The 25,684-nt window shown below is 47.5% G+C and carries 29 protein-coding genes and 1 riboswitch; of the genes, 2 read left to right on the forward strand and 27 right to left on the reverse strand.

The features are described 5' to 3' along the window. Positions 1-71: 71 nt before the first annotated feature. The 23 genes from glpK to JRJ22_RS18455 form a co-directional block, all read right to left on the reverse strand. Entirely contained in the window at positions 72-1,565 is a 1,494-nt protein-coding gene (gene glpK, locus JRJ22_RS18345) for a glycerol kinase GlpK (protein WP_206100870.1), read from the reverse strand. Between the two features lie 102 nt (positions 1,566-1,667). Beyond that, on the reverse strand, positions 1,668-3,113 hold the full coding sequence (locus JRJ22_RS18350) for an ATP-binding protein (RefSeq protein ID WP_206100871.1): 1,446 nt from the start codon (positions 3,111-3,113) through the stop codon (positions 1,668-1,670). Continuing rightward, a complete protein-coding gene (locus JRJ22_RS18355; RefSeq protein ID WP_020427515.1) occupies positions 3,114-3,830 on the reverse strand; it encodes a response regulator transcription factor in 717 nt (238 codons plus the stop codon). It abuts the gene before it with no gap. An 85-nt stretch (positions 3,831-3,915) separates the two neighbouring features. Then, on the reverse strand, positions 3,916-5,178 hold the full coding sequence (gene ccsA / locus JRJ22_RS18360) for a cytochrome c biogenesis protein CcsA (RefSeq protein WP_206100872.1): 1,263 nt from the start codon (positions 5,176-5,178) through the stop codon (positions 3,916-3,918). Further along, positions 5,175-6,863: a cytochrome c biogenesis protein ResB gene (gene resB / locus JRJ22_RS18365; protein WP_232380888.1), complete on the reverse strand. Its 1,689-nt coding sequence runs from the start codon at positions 6,861-6,863 to the stop codon at positions 5,175-5,177. Before resB ends, ccsA begins: the two co-directional genes overlap by 4 nt. Next, complete coding sequence (locus JRJ22_RS18370; RefSeq protein ID WP_206100873.1) at positions 6,860-7,384, reverse strand: redoxin domain-containing protein; 525 nt, start codon at positions 7,382-7,384, stop codon at positions 6,860-6,862. Before JRJ22_RS18370 ends, resB begins: the two co-directional genes overlap by 4 nt. Before the next feature lie 110 nt (positions 7,385-7,494). Further along, on the reverse strand, positions 7,495-8,253 hold the full coding sequence (locus tag JRJ22_RS18375; RefSeq protein WP_206100874.1) for a pseudouridine synthase: 759 nt from the start codon (positions 8,251-8,253) through the stop codon (positions 7,495-7,497). A gap of 20 nt (positions 8,254-8,273) precedes the next feature. Next, complete coding sequence (locus JRJ22_RS18380; protein WP_206100875.1) at positions 8,274-8,618, reverse strand: peptidoglycan recognition protein family protein; 345 nt, start codon at positions 8,616-8,618, stop codon at positions 8,274-8,276. A gap of 347 nt (positions 8,619-8,965) precedes the next feature. Beyond that, positions 8,966-9,457: a hypothetical protein gene (locus tag JRJ22_RS18385; protein WP_206100876.1), complete on the reverse strand. Its 492-nt coding sequence runs from the start codon at positions 9,455-9,457 to the stop codon at positions 8,966-8,968. 251 nt (positions 9,458-9,708) lie between these two features. Continuing rightward, positions 9,709-10,197: a spore maturation protein gene (locus JRJ22_RS18390; RefSeq protein WP_054942137.1), complete on the reverse strand. Its 489-nt coding sequence runs from the start codon at positions 10,195-10,197 to the stop codon at positions 9,709-9,711. A gap of 52 nt (positions 10,198-10,249) precedes the next feature. Then, on the reverse strand, positions 10,250-10,915 hold the full coding sequence (locus tag JRJ22_RS18395) for a nucleoside recognition domain-containing protein (RefSeq protein WP_206100877.1): 666 nt from the start codon (positions 10,913-10,915) through the stop codon (positions 10,250-10,252). A 33-nt stretch (positions 10,916-10,948) separates the two neighbouring features. After that, positions 10,949-12,148 carry a D-alanyl-D-alanine carboxypeptidase family protein gene (locus tag JRJ22_RS18400; protein WP_206100878.1) on the reverse strand — a complete coding sequence of 400 codons (1,200 nt, stop codon included), beginning with the start codon at positions 12,146-12,148 and terminating at the stop codon, positions 10,949-10,951. Positions 12,149-12,313: 165 nt separating this feature from the next. Then, positions 12,314-12,802, reverse strand: coding sequence for a GerW family sporulation protein (gene ytfJ, locus JRJ22_RS18405; protein ID WP_206100879.1), 489 nt, complete (start codon positions 12,800-12,802; stop codon positions 12,314-12,316). Positions 12,803-12,920: 118 nt separating this feature from the next. Next, entirely contained in the window at positions 12,921-13,607 is a 687-nt protein-coding gene (locus JRJ22_RS18410; protein WP_206100880.1) for a DUF2953 domain-containing protein, read from the reverse strand. A gap of 222 nt (positions 13,608-13,829) precedes the next feature. Continuing rightward, the gene (gene scpB / locus JRJ22_RS18415) at positions 13,830-14,432 is read right to left on the reverse strand and encodes an SMC-Scp complex subunit ScpB (RefSeq protein ID WP_206100881.1); all 603 of its coding nucleotides are present in this window, start codon (positions 14,430-14,432) and stop codon (positions 13,830-13,832) included. Continuing rightward, a complete protein-coding gene (locus JRJ22_RS18420; protein WP_206100882.1) occupies positions 14,401-15,192 on the reverse strand; it encodes a segregation and condensation protein A in 792 nt (263 codons plus the stop codon). Before JRJ22_RS18420 ends, scpB begins: the two co-directional genes overlap by 32 nt. 139 nt (positions 15,193-15,331) lie before the next feature. Beyond that, the gene (ribH, locus tag JRJ22_RS18425) at positions 15,332-15,799 is read right to left on the reverse strand and encodes a 6,7-dimethyl-8-ribityllumazine synthase (protein WP_054941407.1); all 468 of its coding nucleotides are present in this window, start codon (positions 15,797-15,799) and stop codon (positions 15,332-15,334) included. Between the two features lie 47 nt (positions 15,800-15,846). Further along, positions 15,847-17,100 carry a bifunctional 3,4-dihydroxy-2-butanone-4-phosphate synthase/GTP cyclohydrolase II gene (locus tag JRJ22_RS18430; RefSeq protein ID WP_206100883.1) on the reverse strand — a complete coding sequence of 418 codons (1,254 nt, stop codon included), beginning with the start codon at positions 17,098-17,100 and terminating at the stop codon, positions 15,847-15,849. Positions 17,101-17,160: 60 nt separating this feature from the next. After that, positions 17,161-17,826, reverse strand: coding sequence for a riboflavin synthase (locus tag JRJ22_RS18435; protein WP_206100884.1), 666 nt, complete (start codon positions 17,824-17,826; stop codon positions 17,161-17,163). An 84-nt stretch (positions 17,827-17,910) separates the two neighbouring features. After that, positions 17,911-19,011: a bifunctional diaminohydroxyphosphoribosylaminopyrimidine deaminase/5-amino-6-(5-phosphoribosylamino)uracil reductase RibD gene (gene ribD / locus JRJ22_RS18440; protein WP_206100885.1), complete on the reverse strand. Its 1,101-nt coding sequence runs from the start codon at positions 19,009-19,011 to the stop codon at positions 17,911-17,913. A 434-nt stretch (positions 19,012-19,445) separates the two neighbouring features. Beyond that, positions 19,446-19,616, reverse strand: a riboswitch (FMN riboswitch). A 286-nt stretch (positions 19,617-19,902) separates the two neighbouring features. Next, positions 19,903-20,109 (reverse strand): DNA-binding protein, encoded by a 207-nt coding sequence (locus JRJ22_RS18445; protein WP_232380889.1) that lies wholly within the window; start codon positions 20,107-20,109, stop codon positions 19,903-19,905. Between the two features lie 30 nt (positions 20,110-20,139). Beyond that, positions 20,140-20,571, reverse strand: coding sequence for a hypothetical protein (locus tag JRJ22_RS18450; protein WP_206100886.1), 432 nt, complete (start codon positions 20,569-20,571; stop codon positions 20,140-20,142). 96 nt (positions 20,572-20,667) lie between these two features. Further along, complete coding sequence (locus tag JRJ22_RS18455; RefSeq protein ID WP_206100887.1) at positions 20,668-21,132, reverse strand: hypothetical protein; 465 nt, start codon at positions 21,130-21,132, stop codon at positions 20,668-20,670. Positions 21,133-21,279: 147 nt separating this feature from the next. Here JRJ22_RS18455 and JRJ22_RS18460 point away from each other — a divergent pair, with 147 nt between their 5' ends. Next, a complete protein-coding gene (locus JRJ22_RS18460) occupies positions 21,280-22,047 on the forward strand; it encodes a stalk domain-containing protein (protein ID WP_206100888.1) in 768 nt (255 codons plus the stop codon). On the opposite strand, the gene JRJ22_RS18465 is transcribed toward JRJ22_RS18460, so the two are convergent. Together JRJ22_RS18465 and JRJ22_RS18470 are read right to left on the reverse strand one after the other, a co-directional pair. After that, the gene (locus JRJ22_RS18465; RefSeq protein ID WP_206100889.1) at positions 22,044-23,414 is read right to left on the reverse strand and encodes a hypothetical protein; all 1,371 of its coding nucleotides are present in this window, start codon (positions 23,412-23,414) and stop codon (positions 22,044-22,046) included. The genes JRJ22_RS18460 and JRJ22_RS18465 overlap by 4 nt on opposite strands. 32 nt (positions 23,415-23,446) lie before the next feature. Then, positions 23,447-23,803 carry a hypothetical protein gene (locus JRJ22_RS18470; protein ID WP_206100890.1) on the reverse strand — a complete coding sequence of 119 codons (357 nt, stop codon included), beginning with the start codon at positions 23,801-23,803 and terminating at the stop codon, positions 23,447-23,449. Positions 23,804-23,894: 91 nt separating this feature from the next. Between JRJ22_RS18470 and JRJ22_RS18475 the strand changes: the two genes are divergently transcribed. After that, entirely contained in the window at positions 23,895-24,650 is a 756-nt protein-coding gene (locus JRJ22_RS18475; protein WP_206100891.1) for a hypothetical protein, read from the forward strand. A 202-nt stretch (positions 24,651-24,852) separates the two neighbouring features. Here the strand turns inward: JRJ22_RS18475 and JRJ22_RS18480 are convergent, their stop codons facing one another. Together JRJ22_RS18480 and JRJ22_RS18485 are read right to left on the reverse strand one after the other, a co-directional pair. Next, positions 24,853-25,065, reverse strand: a complete 213-nt coding sequence (locus tag JRJ22_RS18480; RefSeq protein WP_206100892.1) for a hypothetical protein — start codon at positions 25,063-25,065, stop codon at positions 24,853-24,855. 73 nt (positions 25,066-25,138) lie between these two features. Next, positions 25,139-25,474, reverse strand: coding sequence for a hypothetical protein (locus JRJ22_RS18485; protein ID WP_206100893.1), 336 nt, complete (start codon positions 25,472-25,474; stop codon positions 25,139-25,141). Between the last annotated feature and the right edge of the window lie 210 nt (positions 25,475-25,684).

Below are 25,684 nucleotides of genomic sequence, written 5' to 3' on the forward strand. Positions count from 1 at the left end.
CTAGTCTTCAGGTTGCTTTTTGATTAAGTCAGGATTATAAAGCCAACGTAATGTATTTCTATCCAATGCTGCTAACCTCGGCTTTCATGCTTCTCCCACCCCATCGTCCGTGACACAGCGTCCTTCCAGGCGTCATAGCGGCGTTCCCGCTCCTCTTCACCCATCTGGGGCAAGAAGTCCTTCTCGGCCTTATTGAAGCTCTCCAGCTGTTCCCTAGACCATATCCCGGAGGTTAGCCCTGCCAGCAGGGCAGCCCCGAGCGCTGTCGTCTCTGCGTAGGTCGTGCGGGTCACCTCACTGCCGAGAATATCGGCCTGAAACTGCATCAGCAGGTCGTTGCGTACCGCACCGCCGTCTACACGCAGTCCGGTCAGCGGCATGCCGGCATCTTTCTCCATGGCGCCGATAACATCGCGTGACTGGAAGGCCAGCGATTCCAGGGTCGCCCGGACCAGATGTCCAGCCGTTGTGCCCCGGGTTAGCCCAAACACAGCTCCGCGGGCATACATATCCCAATAGGGGGCCCCAAGGCCGGTAAAGGCAGGCACGACCACAACGCCTTCACTGTCCACTACTTCAGCAGCTTTGTTCTCCGAATCAGACGGCCCTTCGATTAATCCCAGGCCTTCATGAAGCCATTGTACGGCTGCTCCGGCTACAAACACACTGCCTTCCAGCGCATAATACAGTTCATCCCCCATCCCCCAGGCAACAGTCGTCAGCAGACCATGCTTGGAGGCAACTGGCTCGGTTCCTGTGTTCATCAGAATAAAGCAGCCTGTTCCGTATGTGTTTTTGGCACTGCCTGCCTCAAGGCATGTATGACCGAATAATGCGGCCTGCTGATCACCAAGCACAGAACAGATAGGAATCTCCGCACCGAACCACCGGGCCTCAGCTGTACCGAAATCGCCGCCGGACATCCGTACCTCAGGCAGCATGAGGCGGGGAATCCGCAGCTGTTCGATGAGCTGCTCGTCCCATCTGCGTTCATGCAGATTGAACAGCATGGTCCGTGAAGCATTCGTCACGTCTGTAGCGTGCACAGCGCCTCCTGTGAGCTTCCAGATAAGCCAACTGTCAATTGTCCCGGCAAGCAGCTCTCCCCGCTCAGCACGTTCCCTGGCACCTGTAACATGATCTAGAATCCAGGCCAGCTTGGTAGCCGAGAAATAGGCATCCACCACCAGACCTGTCTTGCGGGCGATTTCAGCAGCCAGGCCTTGACGTTTGATCTCCTCACACTGTTCTGCCGTACGCCGGTCCTGCCACACGATGGCCGGATAAATCGGTTCTCCCGTTGCTTTGTCCCAAATCAGTGCGGTTTCGCGCTGATTTGTGATGCCGATACATGATATTTCCTCAGCCGTTATTCCGCTGGCCTGAATCGCATCTCTGGCCGCTGAGAGCTGGCTCTCCCAGATCTGCTCGGGATCATGCTCCACCCACCCCGGGCGGGGAAAGGACTGCTTAATCTCATATTGCCCCTGGGAAACCATACCCGCCTGCTGATTAAAAAGGATGGCCCGAGAGCTGGTCGTGCCTTGGTCCAATGATAAAATCATGACTAGATGCCTCCTATACGTTCCACGATGAACAAGAATAAAGTTGTCCTTTCAACAAAAAGCACCTCTGCAGTCAGAGGCGCCGTCAGTCTTGGTCTGTATTTACTGTTTTTCGACAGGAAGTCTTAGCGTAAAGGTCGTGCCTTCGCCAAGTTTACTTGTGGCAAAAATCTGCCCGTGATGCGACTCGACGATATTTTTAACAATCGCCAGCCCCAGCCCGGTGCCTCCGGATTCTCCGCGCACCCGCGCCTTGTCGGCTTTGTAGAAACGTTCGAAGATAAAGGGCAAATCCTCCGGATGAATTCCTGCGCCTTCATCCCGGATCGCAATCTCCAGATAGCGGCGCCCTTCAAGTACCGCAGAGCCGGTGATGATCGAGATATGTTTATCAGCAGGGGTATGCCTGAAGGCATTATCCAGCAGATTGGTCAAAACCTGTTCCAGCTTATCTACATCCGCCGATTTAAGCAGCAGAGCGCTTTCTGTCTTATGGAGCTCAAGAATGATGTCCCGTTCCTTAGCCCGCACGGAGAATTTGCGGTAGATCCGCTCGAGCAGTTCGTCCATATCCACCTGTGTTTTATTCATATCTGTATGCCCCGCTTCCATCCGGGCAAGATCCAGCAGGTCTTTAACAAGCCGGCCCATCCGTAGCGATTCATCATGAATAACCTGCACAAGCTCACTGCTCTCTTCCGGTGAGGAGGCCATACCGTCCAGGAGTGCTTCACTGTAACCCTGCATCATCGAAAGCGGTGTGCGGATTTCATGCGAGACATTCGCTACGAAATCACGAAGCATTTTCTCAAGCCTTACTTCTTCCGTTACATCGCGCAGCACGGCTACAGCACCACGGAGATTCCCCTCCGAATACAGCGGAGCCATATGCACAGACCACACGCCTTGCCGGACATGCACATTGGAGCGCTGATCTCCTCCCTGGCTCAGTGTACTGAAGAAGACCGGCCGGAGCGGAACAGGAACTGCTCCAGCAGCTCCGCCATGCAGATCCTGCTCAGCATCGCTATCTTCCTCAAGGACCGGCTCCAGATCCCCCCAGGCCTCCAGCAGCTTCTGTCCATGCGGATTCGTGAGTATGATCTGTCCATCAATATCAAACGTAATCACGGCGTCGGTCATGCTGCGCAGAACACTGGACAGATGTCCCTTCTCGTGATTTAGACTGCGGATATTCTCCTCCAGCTCTTCAGCCATGTGATTAAATGATGTGGCGAGCTGGCCGATTTCGTCGCTTGTCCGGAGATTCAGCCTCGTGCCGTATTCGCCGCGGCGGATATTGTTGGCCGCTTCAATCACCTGCTGCATGGGCTGGGTAATCTTCGTAAACAGGAACAACGCAAAAAACGTTGTCAATGAAAACCCAATCATACAGGTATACATAAATAAACGTTTGATCGCCCCGGAATTGGCGAAATTGCTGTCGATATAAGGCAGCAGGAACAGCCCTAGCGTAATGAGTACGACGGCAACAAGGCAGATGATCGTGACCCACAGCTTGCCGACAAGGCTTCTCCAGAAGTTCACCTATTTAGGTACCTCAAGCTTGTAGCCTACTCCCCATACCGTGGTGATCATTGCTGCCGATTCCGGTGATACTTTATTCAGTTTCTCACGAAGCCGTTTGACATGCGTGTCCACCGTACGTAAATCTCCGAAAAACTCATAATTCCAGACATCCTTAAGCAGTTCTTCACGGGAGAAAACTTTGTCCGGTGAGATTGCCAAATAATGAAGCAGCTCATATTCCTTCGGCGTCAGACTCACTTCCTGCCCGCCTGCCGTTACGCGGTGGGCATCATGCTCAATAATGAGATGAGGGAATACAATGTTGTTGCTGGAATTGCTCTCTTTCGATAAAAACGCTGTTGCCGAAGAACGGCGCATAATCGCCTTTACCCGGTAAATCACTTCACGCGGACTGAACGGCTTAACGACATAGTCATCTGCACCCATTTCAAAGCCCTGCACCCGGTTAATCTCTTCACCCTTGGCAGTCAGCATCAGGACCGGAGTCGATTTGACGCCTCTGAGTCTCGTAAGCACTTCGATCCCGTCGATACCCGGCAGCATAACATCGAGCAGGATGAGGCCGTAATCATTAGCCGTTGCTTTGCGCAAAGCGATTTCGCCATCTTCCGCCTCGTCAATTTCGTAGCCTTCTTTTTCAAGATACATTTTCAGCAGGCGGCGAATACGTTCTTCGTCATCCACCACCAGAATTCTATTCAAATGCTCTGCCATTAACAACAACCCCTTCATCAAATACAGTTGAACGTTACCCTAGTACGTACTAGATTCCTGTGCTGCAACTGCGAATACCGTATACTCAGTCTGTCCCCGCATAAGAATGAAGCCCGGCGATGACCAGATTTACACCTACAAGGGTAAACATTACAACCAAAAAACCCAATACGGCGAGCCATGCGGACTTGCGTCCCTGCCACCCGCGTGCCAGCCGCAAATGGAGATATGCACTGTAGAACAGCCATGTAACAAGCGCCCAGACCTCCTTGGGGTCCCAGCCCCAAAACCGGCCCCAGGCAACCTGAGCCCAGATCATTGCAAAGATCAATGCCCCCAGTGTAAAAATCGGAAAGCCGATGGCAATCGCCCTGTACGTAATTTCATCAAGATCATTCTCGTCAATTCCGTCCAGTACCGGATGAATTGCATTGCCCAGCGGTTTGCGCACAGCAAGACGAAGAATTCCGTATAAAATGAGACCGGAAAGCAGCGACCATATAACGGTATTGAACTTTCGTCCGGCATTAACGCCATTCATCCATGAGGGTGCTTCGAACAGCGGCTGTTTTATTCCAAGAAACGACTGGAAAACCTCTGTTTCGCTATGGTAAGGTGCCACAATCGGCGGCATTTTATAACTCACTTTCTCTATTGTACTATCTTCCTGCCCGGAGCTGTCAATCGTAACGTTGCTGCGGACAAAAACAGATTCGTATCCGGCACTGCGGAAGGCAAATACACTCCCGAGAAATCCAATTATAACAATGATTGAAAAGAGAGTAAATTCAACCAGCCTCTGCTGCTTGCGGTCACTCCGCTCCTTGCTCGCAAAATTAACAGTGCGCAGCAAGTACATCAGTCCGGCGGCAAAACCGACGGCGAAAAAGGATTCCCCGAGCGCAGCAAGCGTGACGTGGATATTCAGATAAATGGATTTCAATGATGGAATCAGCGGCTGAACCTCCTGCGGAAACACCGCCGCATACGCCATCACTATAATAGAAATTGGAACTGCGAATACCCCTAGAATGATTTTGCGGTAGATGGCAAAGATCACCGTAAAGGCCACCATCACCATCATCGATAAAAAGGTCATGAATTCATACATATTGCTGACGGGAATATGCCCCGAGCCCATCCAGCGGGTAATGAAATAAGCGATATGGCAGAGCAGCCCTACGGAAGAGGCAATAAAAGCGATTCTTCCCCAGCGGGCGGTATGCTCCTCGGGCTTTCTGCCGGACCACCGGCGGCCCATGATGGCGATCGTGAACAACATAAATGCACCGCTGTATAAAAAGAATGCGGCTATAAAGACATCACTGCTGAAATCGAGCAGGCTCATGCCAGACCTCCTCCGTTGTCCAATGATTTTTCATCGACTATGACGTCTACCTTGTACAGAATAGAAACGATCTCACGGCGGAAGCCGAACCAATTCTTGTTAGTGTGCCCTCCAAGGACAAGCTCACCGTTCTCAAGATTTAACCAAATGCGTCTATGCTGCCAGTAAAAGCCCAGCACGAGTCCAAGCATTACGATCCCTGCACCCACCCAGACAAAGGGCATCGCCCGGTCTACACGGATGTTGAGATAGGTTGTGGATTCAGCAAAATCAACATCGCTCATGCCCTGCACTTCAAGCTCCAGAAAACGTCCGCTGCCACCCAGCTTGTCATTGATGGCCTGCTGCTGGAACTGCTCTTTATCCACCTGTTTCGGAAAATAAAAATATTGCTGCCCCTCCGCCGGCAGATCCGGCCCTGTAATGAGGAAGAGGAATGCGGGCGCATTCGGATAAGGCGATTTGGAGACCGGCTGTCCCTCATCGTTCAAGCCGAAATCCATATATTTTTCTTTGAGCGAAAGGGTGTAAGGCCCGGACTGGTATGTGCGCTGCGGGTTCTTCATATCAAGCTTGAATTTGCCATACCCTTCTCCGGTAGCGCTGTTAACGAGCTCCGGCTGCACGGAACGCAGCACAGGGGTCAGGTCATAGTCAAACTGATACGCTTTCAAACCTTTGTAGCTAAGCGGCGAGTTCACCTGGATGTCATGAACGGCAACTTCTGAAAGCTTAGGCTCCTTGGACGGGTCGGTACAGTCTGCAGTACATTCATAGAGCACAGCCTTGGTCTCGTACAGCTTGGGCAGAACTTTTTTGCCGCGGAACTCCTCAGGCATTTCCTCATCCGTATAGAATTCAACGGTGAACTTCTCGTTTTTCAGATAATACGTCGTATCCGGAATCTTCGTAACCTCACCCTGCGGAAAGGCAAGATGCTGGTCCATGTTGAGTCCCGGCAATCCTCTCGCCAATACAGCGAGCAAAAATATAATTAGACCAATATGTATTACATACGGTCCCCAGCGGCTAAAGCGGTGTTTCTCGGCCAGCAATGCGCCTCCGTCCGTCTTGACGCGGTAGCCCTTTTTCCTCAGCGGTTCACTTAGCCGGGCCACCCAGACTTCCGGTTCCTCCTCCACCTTCGTTACCAGCACAACCTTCTGGCGGGTCAGGAATTGGCGGTGCTTCCGGATCTTCTGCCGGGTCAGCGCCTTATACAGCGGAAGGACACGGTCTAAACTGCAGATGACGAGTGAAGCGCCAATCATCACCAGCAGTGTTACAAACCACCAGGATTCATAGGTGTGCGAAAGGCCGAGTCTATAATAAATATTCCCGGCTGTTCCGTACGTTTCTTTGTAATAGGTTGAGGCATCAATATTAAGAAAGGTGCTCTCCTGGGGAAAAATCGTGCCCAGCATGGAACCCAGCAGAGTCAGTACAATCAGGTAAATCGCTATTTTGACAGAGGAGAAAAAGTTCCAGACCAGGTCGATTATCCCCGGGTTCACACGCTGTGAACGGCGGGCAACACCGTCATAGCGCATTTCGAGATTGTCCGCAGACTCGCGGTCCTTCTCGTCCAGCGGCTTGCCGCAGGCTTCACAGAGTACGGTACCTACCGGATTCTGATGGCCGCATTCACATTTGGTATTGCTGATCAGCGGCTCCCGCCCGTTCATGGGTTCACCAGCTTTCCGATTTGCCCGTCAAGTGAATCCAGATCGAGCTGCCCGATATGAATGCTGTCCACTTTGCCCTTAGTATTAATGAAAAAAGTAGTAGGCAAAGGAGAAACGCCATAACTGCGGACAGCGCTGCGCCCGGAGTCCATGACAACCGGGAAATCGATGTCAACCAGCTTGACGAAATTCTCCACCGTCATCTGGTCTTCGCCGACGTTCACTCCAATGACTACAACTCCTTGATCCTTCCACTTCTCCCATTGTGCCTGCAGAGCAGGCATCTCCTTCACGCAAGGGCCGCACCAGGAACCCCAGAAATTAAGCACCACCGACTTGCCCTTGTACTCCTCAAGCGTATGGGTCAAGCCGTCGAGGCCAAGCAGCTCAAAGGATGGCGCTTTACCACCTTCCCTGGGCTTTCCGTCTCCCCCGAACACCGAGGAACCGATTGCATAACCTCCAAGCAAAAGTATTACTGAAAGAATTACGATTTGAATCGGCTTTCTCGCTTTGCCCACACGCGAAGCCCCCTTCTGTGACGCAACTCATACTTTAGTTGTCAGGTGTGAACATCCTATGAACATTATACCGAATATTGTCACAGTTTTAGGAGAGGGAATTGTGAACTTTATGTGTCTTTGCGTGTCGTATTTGCTTTTAGCGCACCAGCCTTAGCAATTTGCTGCAGATGGTTAATTTCATCCTTGGTCAGATGGCGGTAGGAGCCGCGCTTAAGATTCTGCAGCAAAATGTCCCCGAAGGAAATCCGTTTCAGACGGATCACAGGGTGGGCAATCGCTTCGAACATGCGGCGTACCTGACGGTTGCGTCCTTCATGAATCGTAATGCTGATGACGGATTCCTTATTCACTTCATCCACATCCTTGTATTCCACTTCCGCCGGAGCGGTCATACCGTCCTCCAGCTTGATGCCCGCCTTAAGCTTGTCCAGGGCTGTTCCGTGCGGTATACCCTTGACCGTGGCCAGATACGTCTTCGGCACGTGATGCTTCGGATGGGTAAGCAGATTAGCAAACTCCCCGTCATTCGTCAGCAGCAGCAGCCCTTCCGTGTCATAATCCAAACGGCCTACAGGATATACGCGCTCTTTGATGCCCTTCAGATAGTCTGTTACTACCTTGCGGCCCTTATCATCGGATGCGCTGGTGATCACGCCTTTGGGCTTGTTGAACATGATGTAGATTTTATTCTCGCCCCGGATCAGCTTACCGGCCACTTTAATAATATCTTGTTCGGGGTCCACCTTCGTGCCAAGCGTAGTTACGAGTTCCCCGTTGACTTCCACTTTACCGGCCAAAATCATTTCTTCACATTTGCGTCTGGACGCAACACCTGCTTGCGCCAAAATTTTCTGTAATCTTTCCATTTTCGACTACTCACCTCAGGTTAATGATAACCATCAGCGGGATAAATCACAAGTTCATTCCATGGAAAAAATCCTCCCGGGCACGAATTGCTATGCGGTTCGATGAGCAAAGGGGATATTTCATAACGTGCAGCCAGCTCCAAAATGAGCTTGCCTGCAGCAAACAGCTGTCTTTTACGGCCAGTCAGCTGCGAAGCTTCCTCTTGCTCCCCGTAGTTCCCCTCCAGACAGACATGGATATGATCCGGGTCTGTTAACAGGGGGCCGGCGTAGATTTCGCCATCCTTGGCCACCCAAAAGTCAAATCCTTTCCCATTAATAGACGGACAGCGGGAATGATGCAGTATGAACCCTTTATATTCCATCGCATGGGCCTCCCTCCGTGTTGCTGCAATAGCATATGATTAGGGAGAGGGCGGGGTGACGGGTGTTTCTTGAAAATCAAACTGATGGGCTGCTGCCGTAACTGCGGGAACTTTTGGATTTCCGGCCGCTGTTGTCTGCAGATTTCTTGATTTGTACCGCTGTTAGTGGTGGAAATCCAAACCTAAACCCATGCTTACGATGCGGGCTTTCCTACGGAAAGCTTTCAGGCGGACGCTATTGCTCCTCCAATTCCAAAACTCCCTCCGTTACTTTCGCCCATCCGCTGCACTTGAAGGCAAAAGCAAACCCTCACCCCGTGAGGGTGAGGGCAACAAAAAAAACGAAATTACCAGAATTTATTCTCCGGTTCTTCCAGGCTAATAAAATGATCAGCCAACAAAGTGAGAGCAAACACAGCAAAGTTTATAAACAGGCTGAACATTCCGCCCCAGCCAATCCCGCTGTCCTGTAAAGAGTCTCCAGTCACCGCTGCGGCAAAACGATTGAACTGAAACAGGTCAAACAGGTAAAGGAGAGAAATAACCGCGCTGAATATCCGTCTGTCTGCGAAAAAGCCGAGTCCTGCCGAGAAACCCACGGCTCCGCAAAAAACATTTATGAAAATAAATTCACTCCGGCCAAGAAATTCCGCGTTCAATAATAGTAACAAATAATTCAGTGCTGAAAGCAGTACCCATGCTCCTAGGATACAGCCGGCTTTTTTGAGGAGCCATCTTCTGTCAATATCCCATTCCTCCTGCAATACAACTGCAGCATAATTAAATAGATAATATAAGACCCCTGCATAACAGGCCAGTAAGATAAGAATAAACTGCATACTTATATCCCCTTATTCTTAACAGTGCTCTGGAATAGGTAATTTAATGATGACTTATTCCCCATGACCTTAACACATCCCCCAATTTAAGGAAATAAAGTATTTCACAATAAACTGGCCAAAAAAACACGAAAAACCCAAACCGTCGGGAAATCCATTCGAGCTCTACAAGAAGAAGTCAAATGATTTACCATCAGTTTAGGTTTTACCTGACACGGCCGGTAACTATTTTCACACGCCAGCTGTATGTTCTACCCAAACGCCAGCATGCATATGGCGATGGCTGCGACAAAGCCGACAATATCGGAGAACAAGCCGACCTTTAGCGCGTACCGCCCGTTGCGGATGCCCACGGCGCCGAAATAAACGGTTAGCACGTACAGGGTAGTGTCTGTGCTGCCCTGGATGGTGGAGGCAATCATGCCGATCAGCGAATCCGGCCCATGGACGCGGATGAGATCTGTCGTATAGGCGAGCGAGCCAGTGCCTGTCAGCGGGCGGAGCAGGCCAAGCGGCAGCACCTCAGGCGGCACGCCAAGCCCCTGCAGCGCCGGTGCGATGAAGCCCATCAGGAAATCCAGTGCGCCGGATGCACGGAACACGCTGATGGCCACCAGCATGCCGACAAGATGCGGAATAATGGCTATGGCGGTCCCGAAGCCGTCCTTGGCTCCTTCCACGAAGGACTCATAAACAGGAACCTTGCGGGTAAAAGCATAAAGCGGAATGAATGTGATCATGACCGGAATTGCCCAGGCCGATATGAGGCTGATTAGCTGGAACAAGCGCGGCTCACCCTTTCATGGAGGAATGCGGGAGGGCCGGCCCCCCTCTGGCTGAATCCCCCGGCCTGATCGCTGGCGGCTTCGGAGGCCTGCGCAGCAGCGTCAGGCGGCGGAACAGCCTGTCCGCAGCAATCGCTGCAAGCGTTGCTACCGCCGTTGCAGCGAGCGTTGTGCCGACGATACCGGCCGGTTCAGCCGAGCCGAAGTTGAGCCTGATCGCAATCAGCGTGGCCGGAATGAGGGTAATGCTGGCTGTGTTCAGCGCAAGCAGGGTGCACATCGCCGGAGTAGCAGTCTCCTTATCAGGATTTAGCGTCTGCAGCTCCTGCATCGCCTTGATGCCCATAGGTGTTGCTGCATTGCCTAGACCAAGCAGATTTGCACTCATGTTTGAGAGTATATAGCCGATAGCCGGATGGCCTTTCGGCACATCCGGGAACAAAAAGCCGACGACCGGGCCGAGCAGGCGGGCGATTTTACGCAGCAGTCCTGCATCCTCCGCCACCCGCATCATCCCCATCCAGAATACCAGTACGCTGATCAGCCCGAAGCTTACGGTAACTCCGCTTTTGGCGCCGTCAAAGACAGCTGCCGTGAACTCATCCATCCGGCCGTTTACGGCAGCGAAGACGAAGCCGATCACGATCATCGCCAGCCAGATTCCATTAATCATGCCATTCCCCTCCCCTCCGCTATCCGCGTCCTGCTATTTTCCCATTTGCAACAGCGCGCGCAGTGCACTGCCCAGCGCCTGCAGCCAAGTGTCTGCAGGATATGCAGCGGCCCCTGTCGGAGCGTATCGCTTCATATATAAGGATTGCTCCGGCGGAAGCTGCTCCGGTGTATAAACCGGCACCCGGCCGATCTCCTTTCCGCCGAGCTGCAGTACCAGCGCCCCCTTCAGTCCAAAGCTGCTGCGGGCTTCAGCCCCGCCAGAAGCGGCCGGCTGCCCATTCAATACGAGCTTTGTGATCATCCTGGCTTCTTCACCTTGTCCAAGCGGATAGGCAAACTTCTTTGACGTTACGAAGCTGTATCCGCTGATGCTTTCCCCGCGTTCTATTAAGGTTTTCAGCGGATAATGGTTAAAGCCGAAATTGAGCAGCGCAGCATGGTCATTCCAGTCATTGCCGTCATTCAGCGTCACTGCCACCAGCTGCTGCCCGTTCCGGGTGGCGGAGCTGACCAGACATCGCAGCGCCTTTTTGGTATAGCCTGTCTTCACACCATCTGCACCCTCATAGAGGCGCAGCATTTTATTTTTGTTAGCCCATTTGTAATCCCATTTCTCATACGGATTGTCGGCTGTCTTCTCCTGGGTTTTTACAATCTCCTTAAAAACAGGATTATGTAGCGCGTATGCTGTCAGCACCGCCAGATCATTGGCACTGGAATAATGGCCCTCAGCATCCAGCCCGTGCGGATTGGCAAAATGCGTATGGATGAGCCCAAGCTCCTCCGCCTTGGCATTCATCAAATAGACGAAGCCCTCCTCTGATCCGCCGACATGTTCGGCAATCGCAGTTGCCGCATCATTTCCTGAACGAAGCATCAGACCGTAAAGCATATCCTCCAGTTTCATTTCCTCCCCCTGCTTCAAATACAATGAGGAGCCTTCTTTGGCAAAAGCATTCTTTCCAACTTTAACTTTGGAATCCAGATCGCCATTCTCTATAGCCACTATGGCAGTCATGATTTTGGTCAGACTGGCGATCAGCATGGGTTCATCCCCCCGGCTGCTATAAAGAATCCTGCCGGATTCCACATCAATCAGCGCCGCTGCCCTGGCATGAGTTGTGATAGAGATGTTCTCCGCATGAACCGGATAAGGTGGAGCCCAAACCGCCAGCAGTGTGCACAATATCAAGATTAACGACGACCTAAAGGTTAATGTCTTCATGTTCATCCTCCGGCTTTTGATCAGATCTTTGGGTTCCGTAATGAAATATCATCCTATGTTGTACAAGTGTATGCAGCTTGAGGAAAAGGTATGTCCTCCGCTTGTACCTTAACATACAAAAAGGGACACCGCCCCAAAAGGCGATATCCCGATTTATGTCTGCTTGGACTTCTAATGGGTGGATGAATTCGAAGGTACCGGTTCAGCTTTTACCTCTGTTTTGGTTACTTTAGCACCCACAACTTCCGCCCCTACAGGTGTACCGTTTTGAAACATATTCTGGATTTTGTCGATCAGGTTTGGCGTAGCGTCAATAATTTTCTCGAACAGATGGGTCTGATTATCCAGAGGCACAATATGTACCCCTTCTCTGCCCACTACGAGAAACGCGATTGGACGGATCGAAACACCGCCGCCGCTACCTCCTCCGAAAGGAAGCAATTTGACCCCGCTTCCGCTGCCGTTCACACCAGGGGCATCATCTTCCACCCGGTAGTCACTGCCGCCTGCGGCAAATCCAAATGCCACTTTACTGATCGGCAGAATAACACTGCCATCCGGTGTTTCCACAGGATCTCCGACAATCGTATTAACATCCACCATACCTTTGATATTTTCCATCGCCGTCTGCATCAGACCTTGGATCGGATGGTCACTCATATTGTTAGCCTCCTTTGAATTCTAGGGACTTCTAAATCTTTCACAGGTGATATCATCCCCCATGGGCACCATTTGTATGTAAGAGGATTCTTTCGGATGAAGTGTCCTGCCGGAGGGTTCAGTGGTTACGCTTCAAAAGCTTAATCCAATGGGACAAACCGCCCTTGACCTCGGAGATACGGCGCAGCAGCAGCAGCCCGGCAAATAAGACATACGCAACTGACAGCTTCCCGGTACAGACGGCTTCTGTAGAATAGCACAGCTCATCCCGGAAAACCGGCACGACAAACATCCGCGGACGCTGCTGCAGCCGGACAAACTGTGACACCCAGCCCACCAGACTCCACTTTAGCCCCCAGAGTGCACCCGTTGCTGTAGCCGTGTATGCTGCATCGCCCAGCGAAAAATCCGTTGACCAGTCGAGTTTGGTAATCTTAACATGGGACAAGAGACCCTTAAGCCAATTCTTTAAACCCCGGGTTGCCCGCATGGCCTCTTTCACATCGTCCGCCCAGTTCAGCACCGTTTCTTTATTGATATGTTCATCTTTGTCGGAATCTTGACGGACTGGCGCAATCCCGCTCTTTTCGAGCTTCACCTTCACCCCGCGTTCTATTCCTTCAAAAATTAGCTTTGGCAGCTCATAATGGAATTTAACCAGCCCAAACAAGGCTCTAATGTCAAATTCCACGCGATCATTCTTACCAAGTCTGCATAGGCGGAAGTGAAAATGGATAGAGGAAGACAGGGCGAGTACAATCACAAACAACAGCACGGCCAAGGGTATAGCAAGCCATAACGTCACGGATTAACCTCCAAGCAGCCTTTTTATAGGAACACTTGGATTAGTATGGCAAAGTCGGCTGGAAAAAATTCGGGATGATCATAAAATTCCCAAACAAAGTGAAGCCCCGGCTTCAAAGGTTATACGGATACTTTACGGGAACCGGAACAAATACAAAAAAACGCTGCTCCCTAAAGGAACAGCGGCAGTATAATATATAAGTTCGTATTCCGGCTGGCCTGCCTAAGGCTGCTCGACATCGTCGAAGGTTAACTGGCTGTCCAGCTTGTTGAACAGGAGCTGTGTCTCCTCCTCAAGGCTGTCAGAAGTATCGAAGCTCGACGGCTCCGGCAGTTCCTTCAGGCTGGCCAGGCCGAAGCTGTCCAGGAATGACTTGGTTGTACCATACAGTATAGGGCGGCCAACGGCCTCTGCCCGTCCAACCTCATGAATCAGATCCTTGTTATTCAGTGTATGAATCGCCCGTTCGGATTTCACTCCGCGGATTTCCTCAATCTCCACCCGGGTAATCGGCTGACGGTAAGCCACAATGGCCAGCGTCTCCAGTGCCGCTTGAGACAACGAAGATCTGGAAGGTGAGTACGCCAGGCGTTCAAAATACGGCGCATGGTCAGGCAATGTAGCCAGCCGGTAATTCCCGGCAATCTGCACCACCTGCAGGCCGCGTTCCTGTGAAATGTAATCGTCCTTCAGCTCTTCCAGCGCTCTCGTTGCTAGATCCGGGCGCTGCTCGGTAATCTCGGCAATTTGACGGGCAGACAGCCCCTCATCGCCGGACAGAAACAGCAATCCCTCAATAATCGATTTCAGCGTTTTGTAATCCACTGAACTCCTCTCCTCCTCTCCACTCCATTACAATGTCATCAAATAATTTCTCCTGATAGCAAAATATCGCCTTCATTTTCATCAGCTCCAGAATTGCCAGGAAGGTCGTTACGATCTCATGCCGGTCCATGCTCTCATGCAAAAGCGCAGAGAACCGCAGCCTGCCGCCCATCCCTTTGCGCATCAGCGCCTCAGATACATCGCGTATCCGGTCCTTCACCGAAATTTCGTCACGGGTAATCCGCTGATACGACGATCTTCTGGCTGCCTTGCTGAGCGCTTTACGGAAGGCGGCAATCAGGTCAGACGTATGCAGCCCTTTCAGGGTGTTGTCCACCTGCGTCGGCACAAAAGGCCCTAGATCCTCAGGTTCCTTCGTAAAAATAAGACTGCGCTCACTCTCCATATCCAGCAGCTGCACGGCAATGCTCTTGATTTTCCGGTATTCAATCAACCGTTCCACCAGCTCTGCACGCGGATCATAGCCGTCGTCCTCGTAGTAATCGAAATCCTCGATCTCAATGACCGGCGGCTTCGGCAGCAACAGCTTGCTCTTGATGGATAAAAGGGTAGCCGCCATTACGAGAAACTCACTGGTAATATCCAGCTCAAGCTCCTGCATCGTCTGCAGGTATTCCATGTACTGCTCGGTAATCTCGCTGACCGGAATGTCCTGGATGTCGATTTCCGCTTTGTCAATCAAGTGCAAGAGCAGATCGAGCGGACCTTCGAACGTCTCCAGCTTATACAATACAGTCACGCGATTTCCTCCTGCTAAAAAAAGTAAAGTGCAGCGCCGCTAAATGGACGCTACACAAGTAGAAAGATTTTTATAGACCATGCTTTCTTCTCATACTTATAAATAAGCACGATTGAGGCTGATTCGTCAAGAGGCTGTCTTACTTAAACAGCTTGTTCAGGTTAGCCATCTCGATAGCGGAGGTTGCTGCATCCCAGCCTTTATTGCCTGCTTTGGTTCCGGAGCGCTCAATCGCCTGCTCGATATTCTCGGTAGTCACGACACCGAAAATGGTCGGAACACCTGTTTTAAGATTGATTGCCGCCACGCCTTTGGCAACCTCGTTGCACACATAGTCATAATGTGTAGTAGAACCGCGGATAACGGTGCCGAGGGCAATCACAGCGTCGTATTTGCCGCTTTCAGCCATTTTTTGGCAGATCAGCGGAATTTCGAATACGCCTGGAACCCAAGCGACATCTACCTCATCGTCGGCAACACCGTGGCGTTTGAATGCGTCCAGGGCACCGGAAAGGAGCTTGCTGGTAATAAATTCATTGAAACGTCCTACAACTACACCATATTTCAAACCCTCGGATACTAAATGTCCTTCAAAATAATTCGGCATTGTGTTCATCAACCCTTCATGTTTAAGTTAGTAGTTTATGGTAAAAGTTAAGCTTTCGAATCCTCATTTTGTTCAATGTTGTCAAAAGTCAGCAGATGGCCAAGCTTGGCCTGCTTGGTATGGAGATAATTGGTATTATCCTTATTCTCCGGCATCTGGATCGGCACGCGTTCCACGACCTCAAGACCATAGCCTTCCAGCCCTTTTATCTTGCGGGGATTGTTGGTCATCAGCTTAATCTGGCGGACGCCTAAATCCTTCAGGATCTGTGCACCGATGCCGTAATCCCGCAAGTCGGCCGGGAAGCCCAGCTTCAGGTTGGCATCCACAGTATCCAGCCCTTCTTCCTGCAGCTTATAAGCCCGCAGTTTATTGATCAGTCCGATACCTCTTCCTTCCTGGCGCATGTAGAGCAGCACGCCTCTGCCCGCAGCTTCAATCTGGCGCAGCGCTGCTTCAAATTGCGGGCCGCAGTCGCAGCGGTGGGAATGGAAAACATCGCCGGTCAGGCATTCGGAATGCACGCGCACCAGTACCGGTTCTTCCCCGGAGATGTCGCCTTTGACCAGGGCAACATGCTCCTTGTCGTCCACCTCATTCGTATAGGCAATGGTCTGGAAGTCACCGAAGTCTGTCGGCAGGTTCACCGATACTTCACGGTTAACCAGGTGCTCCTTCTCATTCCGGTAATGGATAAGATCCTTGATGCTGATCAGCTTGAGATCATGTTTCTTCGCAATCTCGATGAGATCCGGCAGCCGGGCCATGGTACCGTCAGGCTTAACGACTTCACAGATAACGCTGGCCGGATAAGCGCCGCACATGCGGGCCAGATCGACAGCAGCTTCCGTATGGCCCGAGCGGCGCAGCACGCCGCCTTTCTTGGCAATCAGCGGGAACATATGGCCCGGTCTGCGGAAGTCTGACGGTTTGGCATTAGGGTCCATTAATGCTTTGATGGTCATGGAGCGCTCACCGGCTGAAATACCGGTAGTCGTATCAATATGGTCAACCGATACGGTAAAGGCGGTGCCGTGATTGTCGGTATTATGGGTAACCATAGGCTGTAGATCCAGCTCTTCTGCCCGTTCCGCAGTAATCGGCACACAGACCAGACCGCGGCCCTCCGTGATCATGAAGTTGATGACTTCCGGAGTGGAGCGTTCGGCCAAGGCGATGAAGTCCCCTTCGTTCTCCCGGTCCTCGTCATCCACCACGATGATTACCTTGCCGCGCATCAAATCATAAATGGCATCTTCAATCGAGTCCAAGACGCTGTCTTGCTTGTCATGCTCGCTCATAGTTCTGTCCTCCTGATGACTCTACACTGGCCCGCAGGCCGCTGTAAGCCTATTTCTTATTTATACAAACCCGTTCGCCGCCAGGAAATCATGGCTGATCCGGGAACTGCTCTCTTCTTCCTCACTGCCTGCTCCCCTGTAATGAAGGAGATGATCAACATATTTGCCGAGCACATCGCATTCAATATTAATGCTGTCGCCCGGACGTTTATGGTTAAGCACCGTTTCTCCAAGCGTATGGGGAATGATGGAGACGGTGAATGCTGATGAAGTCGTGTTTACCACGGTAAGGCTAATCCCGTCAATTGTAATGGAGCCTTTAGGGATAATGTATTTGAACAGGGAGGTCTTATCCGGCGTGATCTCGAACACAACTGCATTCTGGTCACGCTTCACGCTACGGATCTCCCCCGTACCATCCACATGACCCTGGACGATATGCCCGCCAAAGCGCCCGCCTGCGGCCATGGCCCGTTCCAGATTCATTTTGCTTCCGCTTCGCAGCTCCTTCAGATTGCTGTTGCGATAGGTCTGCGGCATGACATCAACGGTAAAAGAATGCTCGCCGATCGAGGTCGCCGTCAGGCAGACACCATTGACGGATACACTGTCGCCGATTTTCAGATCACCCATAATGAGCGATGCGCCGATATTCAGCACCATCATCTCACCGCCGCTGCTGACGCCGCGCAGCACGCCAACCTCCTCGATTAATCCGGTGAACATGTTATCCCCTCCTAAAAGTTTTGTTGCTCTTGCTTCATTGGAGATACTTCTTACAAAACTCGCTTCCGAAGCATTCACTGCTTCCTAGCGGACCGGAGTCCCGCTGATACAGACATTATCCCCGAGCACTTCAACTTCCAATCCCTCAAGCAGGACCGCGTCCTTCATCTGCTCCACGCCGGGGAACTCGAAGGTTCCCGCAGCCTGGCTTCCTCCGCCGACAATCTTCGGCGCGAAGAAGAGCACTACGCGGTCAACCAGTCCGCTCTCCAGCATCGAGCCGTTCAGCGTTCCGCCGCCTTCAAGGAGAATGGAGCTGATCTCCATTTCGCCAAGCGCAACCATGGCGGCCTGCAGATCGACCCGCGGCCCTGCGCCGCTGACAACAACTGTAACGCCTGCTGCCTCAAGCGCAGCCTTATGGGCCGGATCAGCAGCTGCTGTGGTGACGACAATTGTCGGCGCCTGGCCGTCAGTGACTACTGCCGATTCAAGCGGAATCCGTAAGGAGGAATCAATCACGATACGTATCGGATGGAGTCCGGGAACTTCCATCCGGGTCGTCAGCGAGGGATTATCGGCGATCACCGTGTTAACACCAACCATAATCCCCTGGTGACGGTGCCGCATCGTATGTACAATTTCCCGCGCTTGTCCATTTGAAATCCACTTGCTGTCACCAGTCTTGGTGGCGAGCTTGCCATCCAGTGTGCTTGCACTCTTAAGAGTCACAAACGGCTGCTTCGTCAGAATATACTTGATAAACTTCTCATTCAGCCGTAAGGCGCGACTGCGCAGCAGCCCCACTTCAACGTCAATGCCTGCTTCGCGCAGCATTTCGATGCCCCGTCCCGCAACCTGCGGGTTAGGATCCTCACAGGCAACCACTACCCGTGCAACGCCTTCATCAATCAGCCGCTGGCTGCAGGGCGGCGTCTTGCCGTAATGACTGCAGGGCTCCAGTGTGACATAAGCGGTGCTGCCCTGCGCCTTACCGGCAGCCATATTGAGAGCATGGACCTCGGCGTGGCCGGTTCCCCTCTGCAGATGCGTACCCAGGCCGATCACAGCCCCGTCTTTTACGACTACACAACCGACAACCGGATTGATGCCGGTCTGTCCCTGCGCTCTTTCCGCCATATCCAGTGCAAGTGACATATAAAACTGGTCGTTCATGATATCCATGATCTGCCTCCAATCCTTACCAAGTATCTAAATGCCATCCAGCCATATAAGCTGAACTAAAGAATTACCTAGAGGCAAAAGCAGCGGAGGGGAAGTTTGGAACTGTAGGAGCGATAGCGTCCGCCTTTAGATTTGGATTTCTACCGCGAAAAGCGGTTAAATCAGGAAATCCAAATCTAACAGCGGCCGAAAGTCCAAACATTCCCCGTAGTCTGCGTTCGATGCCGGATAGTCAATCAAGAGTTCAACTTATATAAAAAACAGAAAAACCCGTCTCAATCTCCAGGCGGAGTTCAAGACGGGATATACGAGAGTTTACCGGAAATTCTAATAAATTGTGCGTAAATAAGCACCTTCACCTTTTCTTTGTGAAAGTTCGCACATAATATTTTGAAACACGGCTGTACGCCTGCCACCAGGTGGCAGAACGTCGATCTCTCCTTCTTCCATCCAGACTATACTGTCGGTCCCGGAATTGCACCGGGTCCACCGTTCGTATGAACCATACGACGCGGGTAGCGGACTAAGCACTCTAAGGGCTATTAAAGCCATCATTTAGTGACATCACCGCCGGTAGGGAATTACACCCTGCCCTGAAGGATTGATATGATATTTGATTAAAATCAACTTGAATCATTCAGTGTCATTTAGTTACCTTTAGTGCATAAACCCAGTAGTATCAAGGCTTTCAGAGGTGTGCGTCAATTGTGTAATAACACATTACATTCCCCTTATTACCCCTCGTTATTATTAGTTTCCTACTGTCTTCCCTACCAAAAGCTATAAAAGGAAGGACTTCCCTAGTACATAACATCTTATCCACTGAATAAACTAAAGTTAGCACCATATACAAAAAAAATCAAGTGCAGTCTCCCACACTTGATTTTTATCTTATTTTCCTTCAAGCCAATTTATAAAAACTCCCTTACTTACTTTGATTAGTTTTCCTACCCTGTTCACGTGAAAAGGAGGATCACTGAGAAATTCATATGTTTTTCTTCTGCCCATTCTAAGTATTATTTGAATGTCTTCTGCATGCAATACTGAAGGATAATCGTCATAACTATGTATATTATTTTCTATATTCTTATTTATCATTTAATAATTGCTCCCACATATATGTATTTATTAGTATTCTCCTCGACTACTAAGCATGGCATTCACTTTATCACCCGCTGAAGCACTAATATATTTATCATGCACAAGACTTCTAATTGCATCTTCTACCTTGATAACCATTGTGTGATCATCCTGTACTATATCTGTTAATGCGTTCAGAACATGTCCTAATTCCCTCTCGCTTGCTGTGACAATTCCTCCATAGATGGTAAACAATGAAAAAACCAATTCAAATTCTTCATCAGAAAACGTTCCAATACAAGTTCTATTACCATCTTTTGCATTTTCAATAATTGTATAATGCCAGTCATTGTCTTGGTAAAATGCGATCATTTGTGAACTTGGCTTGAGTTCACCCTGAAAATTGATAACCGCACTCAAGTCATTTAATGCCCCTTCTTCATTTCCTAGTGCGAATGTAGTATTTGTGTATTTTTGCATTTGTTTATTCTCCTTTTATCCTGATTGAATGTATGATTTATTTAAGTTCAAGTGCTTCATTTAAAGAATCATCATGCTTTTTCAATTCACTTCTCCCTATTTGTGTTGATCCAGTGCTTTAAGCCCAACTTTTTTCAATTGATAATAAAAATGGTCAGGGTCGTTGGTATTATTCAAAATGTAATCAGCGTCCGTATCTTGCTCACAGTTTTTCACACAGAACTCCAGAACCATTGAAGGTGTTTGTAATTCTGCACATTTATTGTCTGGTTTCACATCATTAAAATAAAAATGTGGGCTCATTTCACTCAATAATCTCTTGAATAAATCAAAATGATTTTTTAATTCTATTGAATTTTCAGTGATGATTCTTATTACTTCCTTTGGTTGAACTGTTGGGAATTCTTTAGTATGAATATAAGGGATGCCTAAGTCCATTAGATATGCAGTACTTAAATACATAACTCCGTCCTCCCATTCAACATGTTTCATTATTTCTTTGTTTTGTTTGTTAAATCTGGCCAAAACATCAGGTGTTACTTCAAGTCTATAATTTTCCATTTTAAGTTCTCCTTTGTTTAAATTTGCGGCACGGCGTGATATTTATAATTTTTATCCTTATAGTAAATAGACAATTAATTAAGTATAATATTGGAATAGGAATGTTTTTTCTACTCTCAATAACAATACAATGTTCGGGGGATGCTCATGATGAAAAAGGGCAGTTATTTAACAACTGGTATCGTCATCGGAATGGCATTAACAATGACAACTCCAGTTCTTGCAGAAACAGTTAAAACTATATCAGCTAAAATTAACAGTACAGTAGGCGTTTTGATCAACGGTAAGGAAACCAAACTGAATACTCAACCAATTACTTATAATAATTTAAACTATTTACCAGTAGGGGAGATTGGTCGAGCATTAGGATATGATGTGAGCTATGATAAATCCACTGATACAATTCACATCAATAATAAGGGCGCTTCAGTTAGCTCTACAACTACAGCGACTCCAGAATCAATCCCATCATCACAACCAGTTGATGTAGTTCAAAAAGTGAGCCAAGGCGAATCGATAGCTAAAGATGGTATTACTTCATCTATTAACAAGATTGAATTTGTCACTCAAAAAGAGAAGATCGATGGACTTGTCTTAGACAAGGGATTTAAAGTATATGTTAGTGTAACAAATAATTCTGATTATGCTTTAACTCCAGGAATGAGATATGTATTTTCTACGGGAAACGACACAACTGATAAAGATTTGAACAGTATGGGCGCTGTTTTCTCGTTTACAACATTGACTGGTGAAAGATATACCGGAGATCCACTTACAAAAGGAGAAGGAATCTCCGGATTTATATTCTTCAGTTACGATAAAGAAGTTAAGATAAATGAGATTTCTTATTTCCCTAATTTCGTTGGGAAACTATCAACTAACCTCAATCCAATGGGAACATGGAGTTTTAATTAGAATGCAACAAAAGTCTTTAAATACAGACTTGCATTAATTCTTCCTAACTGAGTGGATGTCAGTTCAACCGTGTGCCAGCCAACAGTAGATATCCATTCAGTTATATTTACGTTGTTTTCGGAACTGTTATATGTACTGCCCCTTGGGACTCCATCAATAATAATTTGAACGTCCGTTGCAAAGGTACTCTCGTAAATTCCGTAATCAATACCATGGTCATGTGCTGGCATAGTGATATCATGTTCATGTGGAAGGATAATTACGCTATGTTGGTGATCTGCCATTACAACGGCGTGTTGATGACCACCGGAAGCTACCCACGTAACGCTGCCGCCCCCAGCGGTAGCTAATTGAGTTCCAGGAGAGATTCCGTGGTTGTGTCCTCCGCTGGCGGTATAAGAACCCTCTGTTACAGCAGTTCCACTACCACCAGTTGGGCCAGAAGATGTTACTATTGAGGTGGAAGATTCGGTAGTATGTAAGTCAATCACTTTACTCAAAGCACCCTTGCTGTACGCTCTAAATTTCTCAAGTGAAAAGTTCAACATGACCTTTCTTACACTGATCATTCCTTCATCAATATAGAATTTCAGTTTTAGGCCATGAGTACTATCTACATTTTCCGCTAATTGAATTGTATCTGTTTGAACAATTCCATCCTCGTTTAGAACAATATCTCCGGTTTTACTTACCAAACTCATATTAAGTTCTTCATTAAGATTATCATTTCTTTTAATTGTATAATCTTGAATTTCGTTCCTTGTGAAAATGACAATAGAAACGTCACCTCCAATTGAGTCATATTTCTTTTCAAGATCATTATATGTGTCTACCATTTTTTCAACCAAACCATCTATGTTAGATACAAGACCTTTAGACTTAAATGTTTTTTGTGCTTCATCTGTCTCAATTCCTTGAAATAAAGTTACTCCGCTTTTTAATTTACACTTCTCACTTTCAAAATTATCCTTGATAGAGAATTTTGTGAAGAAGTATCCTTCTTCAGATATGTATTCAAACACTGTTAAGCAAATTGGAATAGCAGAAACAGATTCGTAATCATCGTTTTCAGACTTTTTAAACCAATCTTTAATAATTTCTTTATCTTTATTTTTTTCAAGTACAGCATGACAGGCTTCCTTAATAAAATTTGAGTTTGTATTATTGTTACCTTGGAGTATTTCAATTACCTCCATGTTCAGCTTTGCATCTCCACAGATAAATACAGCTTTCCCATCGATTACAAATAATTTTTTCACACTATTTGATGCTTTTATTAATTCCCCATTACCCAATTCAAAAATTCCACGTCCATCAGACGAAATCACTAGATTTGATGGCGTTGCCTTAGCAATACATAAAGTCATATTAATTAAAATCTCCTTTTATATCATTATGTTTATTTTTTAAAATTATTCATAAGTTCTATAAATTTATTTAAATGGCTTTGACTTGAGAGACCCTCACTAACGATAGTTTTTGTATCTTCTGATAAATTAGGCCAATTGGTAGCCAGCTCATATATTAGTCGATGAACATCTTTTACAACGCTATCAGTAAGGACAGATACTCCTGCTCTAGACAGATATTCCTCCGATTTATCAACGTTAGCAATACGACTATATAGACTTTTCAAAAAATTCCCTATGGTTAGACCTGTTTCCATTGGGAAAACTGCGGTTAAACTTTCCGTCAGAGCATAAGAATAATCAACACTTTCTTCAGGTATTGCTTCAATATTATTTGATTCATCCATATTTGAGTAGTCTCCTTTTTTTATTTATTATTCTGAAATTAGTCTTTTATCAACACTATGATATAATTCCGTTAAAGGAAGGTGTTAAATAATGGTCAGCATTCTAGAATGCTCTGAGGAAGAACATCGTTTGATACAAGAAGCACAAAATACTTATGACAAATACTTTATTTCTGCCTGTGAGTGTGTTGATTTTTCTTGGGACTTCATACAAAGTGTTAGTGCAGAAGCCTTTGTCTTTAATGCATTTCTAACTCAAACAAATAAATTTCTCCAACTCTCACTTTTATCGTTAATAAGACACCACACCATGCAATGCTACTTAAATCTAAGAACTGCAATTGAATCAACAACTCTTGCATGTTACGCTCTACATAAAACTGATGAGAATGAATTTATTAAACGACATGATGTCTACAACGACATATTACTTGAACAACCTGGAATAAAGACCAAAGCTAATAAGTGGTTAGACCTTAATTACAAAACTCACTCAGAAAAATTAAAGATAGCAAAAACAGATAACATTAATAAATATTATGCACATTCAAATTTGGTAAGTGCTTTTAGTAATGTTGATTTTACTGATCCCAATATGTCTTACAGCAATTTCTTTGATAAGAAAGATATCTTTACTATGAAGTTTGAGCTAATGGCTTTAGGCAATATTGCATTAACTCAAATTGATCTAATTGGTATAGTCATTCATGATTATTCTCATCTTGCTAAACTTGCAGTCGATTTTGAAGAGCGAAAATCCTTATTATTTCAGAATAATTTTTTCCTATACGATCAATTAACCAAAGAACCTTTTCACTCGAAAATTAATTTCTCGAAGCAAGAGTAAGGGCATAGAATAGCGCTTATCTATAATGGGAATAACGTTCCCCTTCAAAGGCGTACGTTGACTTCTCCCCCACGCGGGGGAAAAGGTTTATCCTTTGTTTTTGTATTTTATTTTCTCACTCGGCAAAATTGCCGACTCCTAATTCTTGATAAAACTTACCTTTCATCGGCCAATACAATCATATTAATAACCTCGACTATCTTTATTGTGAAATCATCCTTGGGTTTTCGATAAATTCCACTCCTACCTGGTTAGCGATTTCTTCACCTCTTTTCATTAGATCAAACTTGTTAGTGCCATTTTCAATCAGCACATGCTGCATGTGAGTGATTGCATCAACATTCAAAAGAAGTGCAAATTCTTTACGTGGCTCAATATACAATAGTTCAACATTCTCTACAGTGGGCTTATTCAATTATTGATCATCCTTTTTGATTATATTTGTTTTTACATCTAGCACTTGTTACTCATTACTTGAGATTAATTAATTAACAGCTCCAATAGCTCCCATCTTTCTCTAAGCTATATCTATTATTATTTAATGCTTCTGCAACTCCAATAAATACACTCTCAGCATCTTCATGCTGACCAGTTTCATAAACCAATAATTGATCTACATACCCATCTTCTGCCGAATATTTATCAATCATGACCTTATAAATACTTTCACTTGCGTCGAAGAGTGTTATCCCTGTTAAAAGCACCTCAGACGATTTTGCAAGATAGTTAAGCATTTCTTGATTGCTCTCATCCTTTAGTTTATTCATCAGGATATCCATTTTTTCTTGTATCTTATTTAAAGACTGTTGTTTTGCTTCGTTCATTTTCATCACCTCCTTAACTATTATTTATGTTGATATGATCTCAGATATATTGATAATTGATGTATTGAACACGAATTCTTCACCTTCTGAAACTGTTGACAATGGATCTGAATCGAAATACATGTTCACAATGTTTCTGATTGATTCCGAGTCTTTATTTTTAAGGTAAAATGCAATTAGTTTTTTATCGTTGATAGAAATCAGCGCTAT

The sequence above is a fragment of the Paenibacillus tianjinensis genome (genome assembly GCF_017086365.1).
Taxonomy (GTDB): domain Bacteria; phylum Bacillota; class Bacilli; order Paenibacillales; family Paenibacillaceae; genus Paenibacillus_AQ; species Paenibacillus_AQ tianjinensis.

Excerpts from the sequence above, each read along its gene's own strand:
- glpK (WP_206100870.1), bottom strand. The coding sequence starts at position 1,565 with ATGATTTTATCATTGGACCAAGGCACGACCAGCTCTCGGGCCATCCTT.
- JRJ22_RS18355 (WP_020427515.1), bottom strand. The coding sequence starts at position 3,830 with ATGGCAGAGCATTTGAATAGAATTCTGGTGGTGGATGACGAAGAACGT.
- ccsA (WP_206100872.1), bottom strand. The coding sequence starts at position 5,178 with ATGAGCCTGCTCGATTTCAGCAGTGATGTCTTTATAGCCGCATTCTTT.
- resB (WP_232380888.1), bottom strand. The coding sequence starts at position 6,863 with ATGAACGGGCGGGAGCCGCTGATCAGCAATACCAAATGTGAATGCGGC.
- JRJ22_RS18375 (WP_206100874.1), bottom strand. The coding sequence starts at position 8,253 with ATGGAAAGATTACAGAAAATTTTGGCGCAAGCAGGTGTTGCGTCCAGA.
- JRJ22_RS18380 (WP_206100875.1), bottom strand. The coding sequence starts at position 8,618 with ATGGAATATAAAGGGTTCATACTGCATCATTCCCGCTGTCCGTCTATT.
- JRJ22_RS18385 (WP_206100876.1), bottom strand. The coding sequence starts at position 9,457 with ATGCAGTTTATTCTTATCTTACTGGCCTGTTATGCAGGGGTCTTATAT.
- JRJ22_RS18390 (WP_054942137.1), bottom strand. The coding sequence starts at position 10,197 with ATGATCACATTCATTCCGCTTTATGCTTTTACCCGCAAGGTTCCTGTT.
- JRJ22_RS18395 (WP_206100877.1), bottom strand. The coding sequence starts at position 10,915 with ATGATTAATGGAATCTGGCTGGCGATGATCGTGATCGGCTTCGTCTTC.
- JRJ22_RS18400 (WP_206100878.1), bottom strand. The coding sequence starts at position 12,148 with ATGAACATGAAGACATTAACCTTTAGGTCGTCGTTAATCTTGATATTG.
- ytfJ (WP_206100879.1), bottom strand. The coding sequence starts at position 12,802 with ATGAGTGACCATCCGATCCAAGGTCTGATGCAGACGGCGATGGAAAAT.
- ribH (WP_054941407.1), bottom strand. The coding sequence starts at position 15,799 with ATGCCGAATTATTTTGAAGGACATTTAGTATCCGAGGGTTTGAAATAT.
- JRJ22_RS18430 (WP_206100883.1), bottom strand. The coding sequence starts at position 17,100 with ATGAGCGAGCATGACAAGCAAGACAGCGTCTTGGACTCGATTGAAGAT.
- JRJ22_RS18435 (WP_206100884.1), bottom strand. The coding sequence starts at position 17,826 with ATGTTCACCGGATTAATCGAGGAGGTTGGCGTGCTGCGCGGCGTCAGC.
- ribD (WP_206100885.1), bottom strand. The coding sequence starts at position 19,011 with ATGGATATCATGAACGACCAGTTTTATATGTCACTTGCACTGGATATG.
- JRJ22_RS18445 (WP_232380889.1), bottom strand. The coding sequence starts at position 20,109 with ATGATAAATAAGAATATAGAAAATAATATACATAGTTATGACGATTAT.
- JRJ22_RS18450 (WP_206100886.1), bottom strand. The coding sequence starts at position 20,571 with ATGCAAAAATACACAAATACTACATTCGCACTAGGAAATGAAGAAGGG.
- JRJ22_RS18455 (WP_206100887.1), bottom strand. The coding sequence starts at position 21,132 with ATGGAAAATTATAGACTTGAAGTAACACCTGATGTTTTGGCCAGATTT.
- JRJ22_RS18460 (WP_206100888.1), top strand. The coding sequence starts at position 21,280 with ATGATGAAAAAGGGCAGTTATTTAACAACTGGTATCGTCATCGGAATG.
- JRJ22_RS18465 (WP_206100889.1), bottom strand. The coding sequence starts at position 23,414 with ATGACTTTATGTATTGCTAAGGCAACGCCATCAAATCTAGTGATTTCG.
- JRJ22_RS18470 (WP_206100890.1), bottom strand. The coding sequence starts at position 23,803 with ATGGATGAATCAAATAATATTGAAGCAATACCTGAAGAAAGTGTTGAT.
- JRJ22_RS18475 (WP_206100891.1), top strand. The coding sequence starts at position 23,895 with ATGGTCAGCATTCTAGAATGCTCTGAGGAAGAACATCGTTTGATACAA.
- JRJ22_RS18485 (WP_206100893.1), bottom strand. The coding sequence starts at position 25,474 with ATGAACGAAGCAAAACAACAGTCTTTAAATAAGATACAAGAAAAAATG.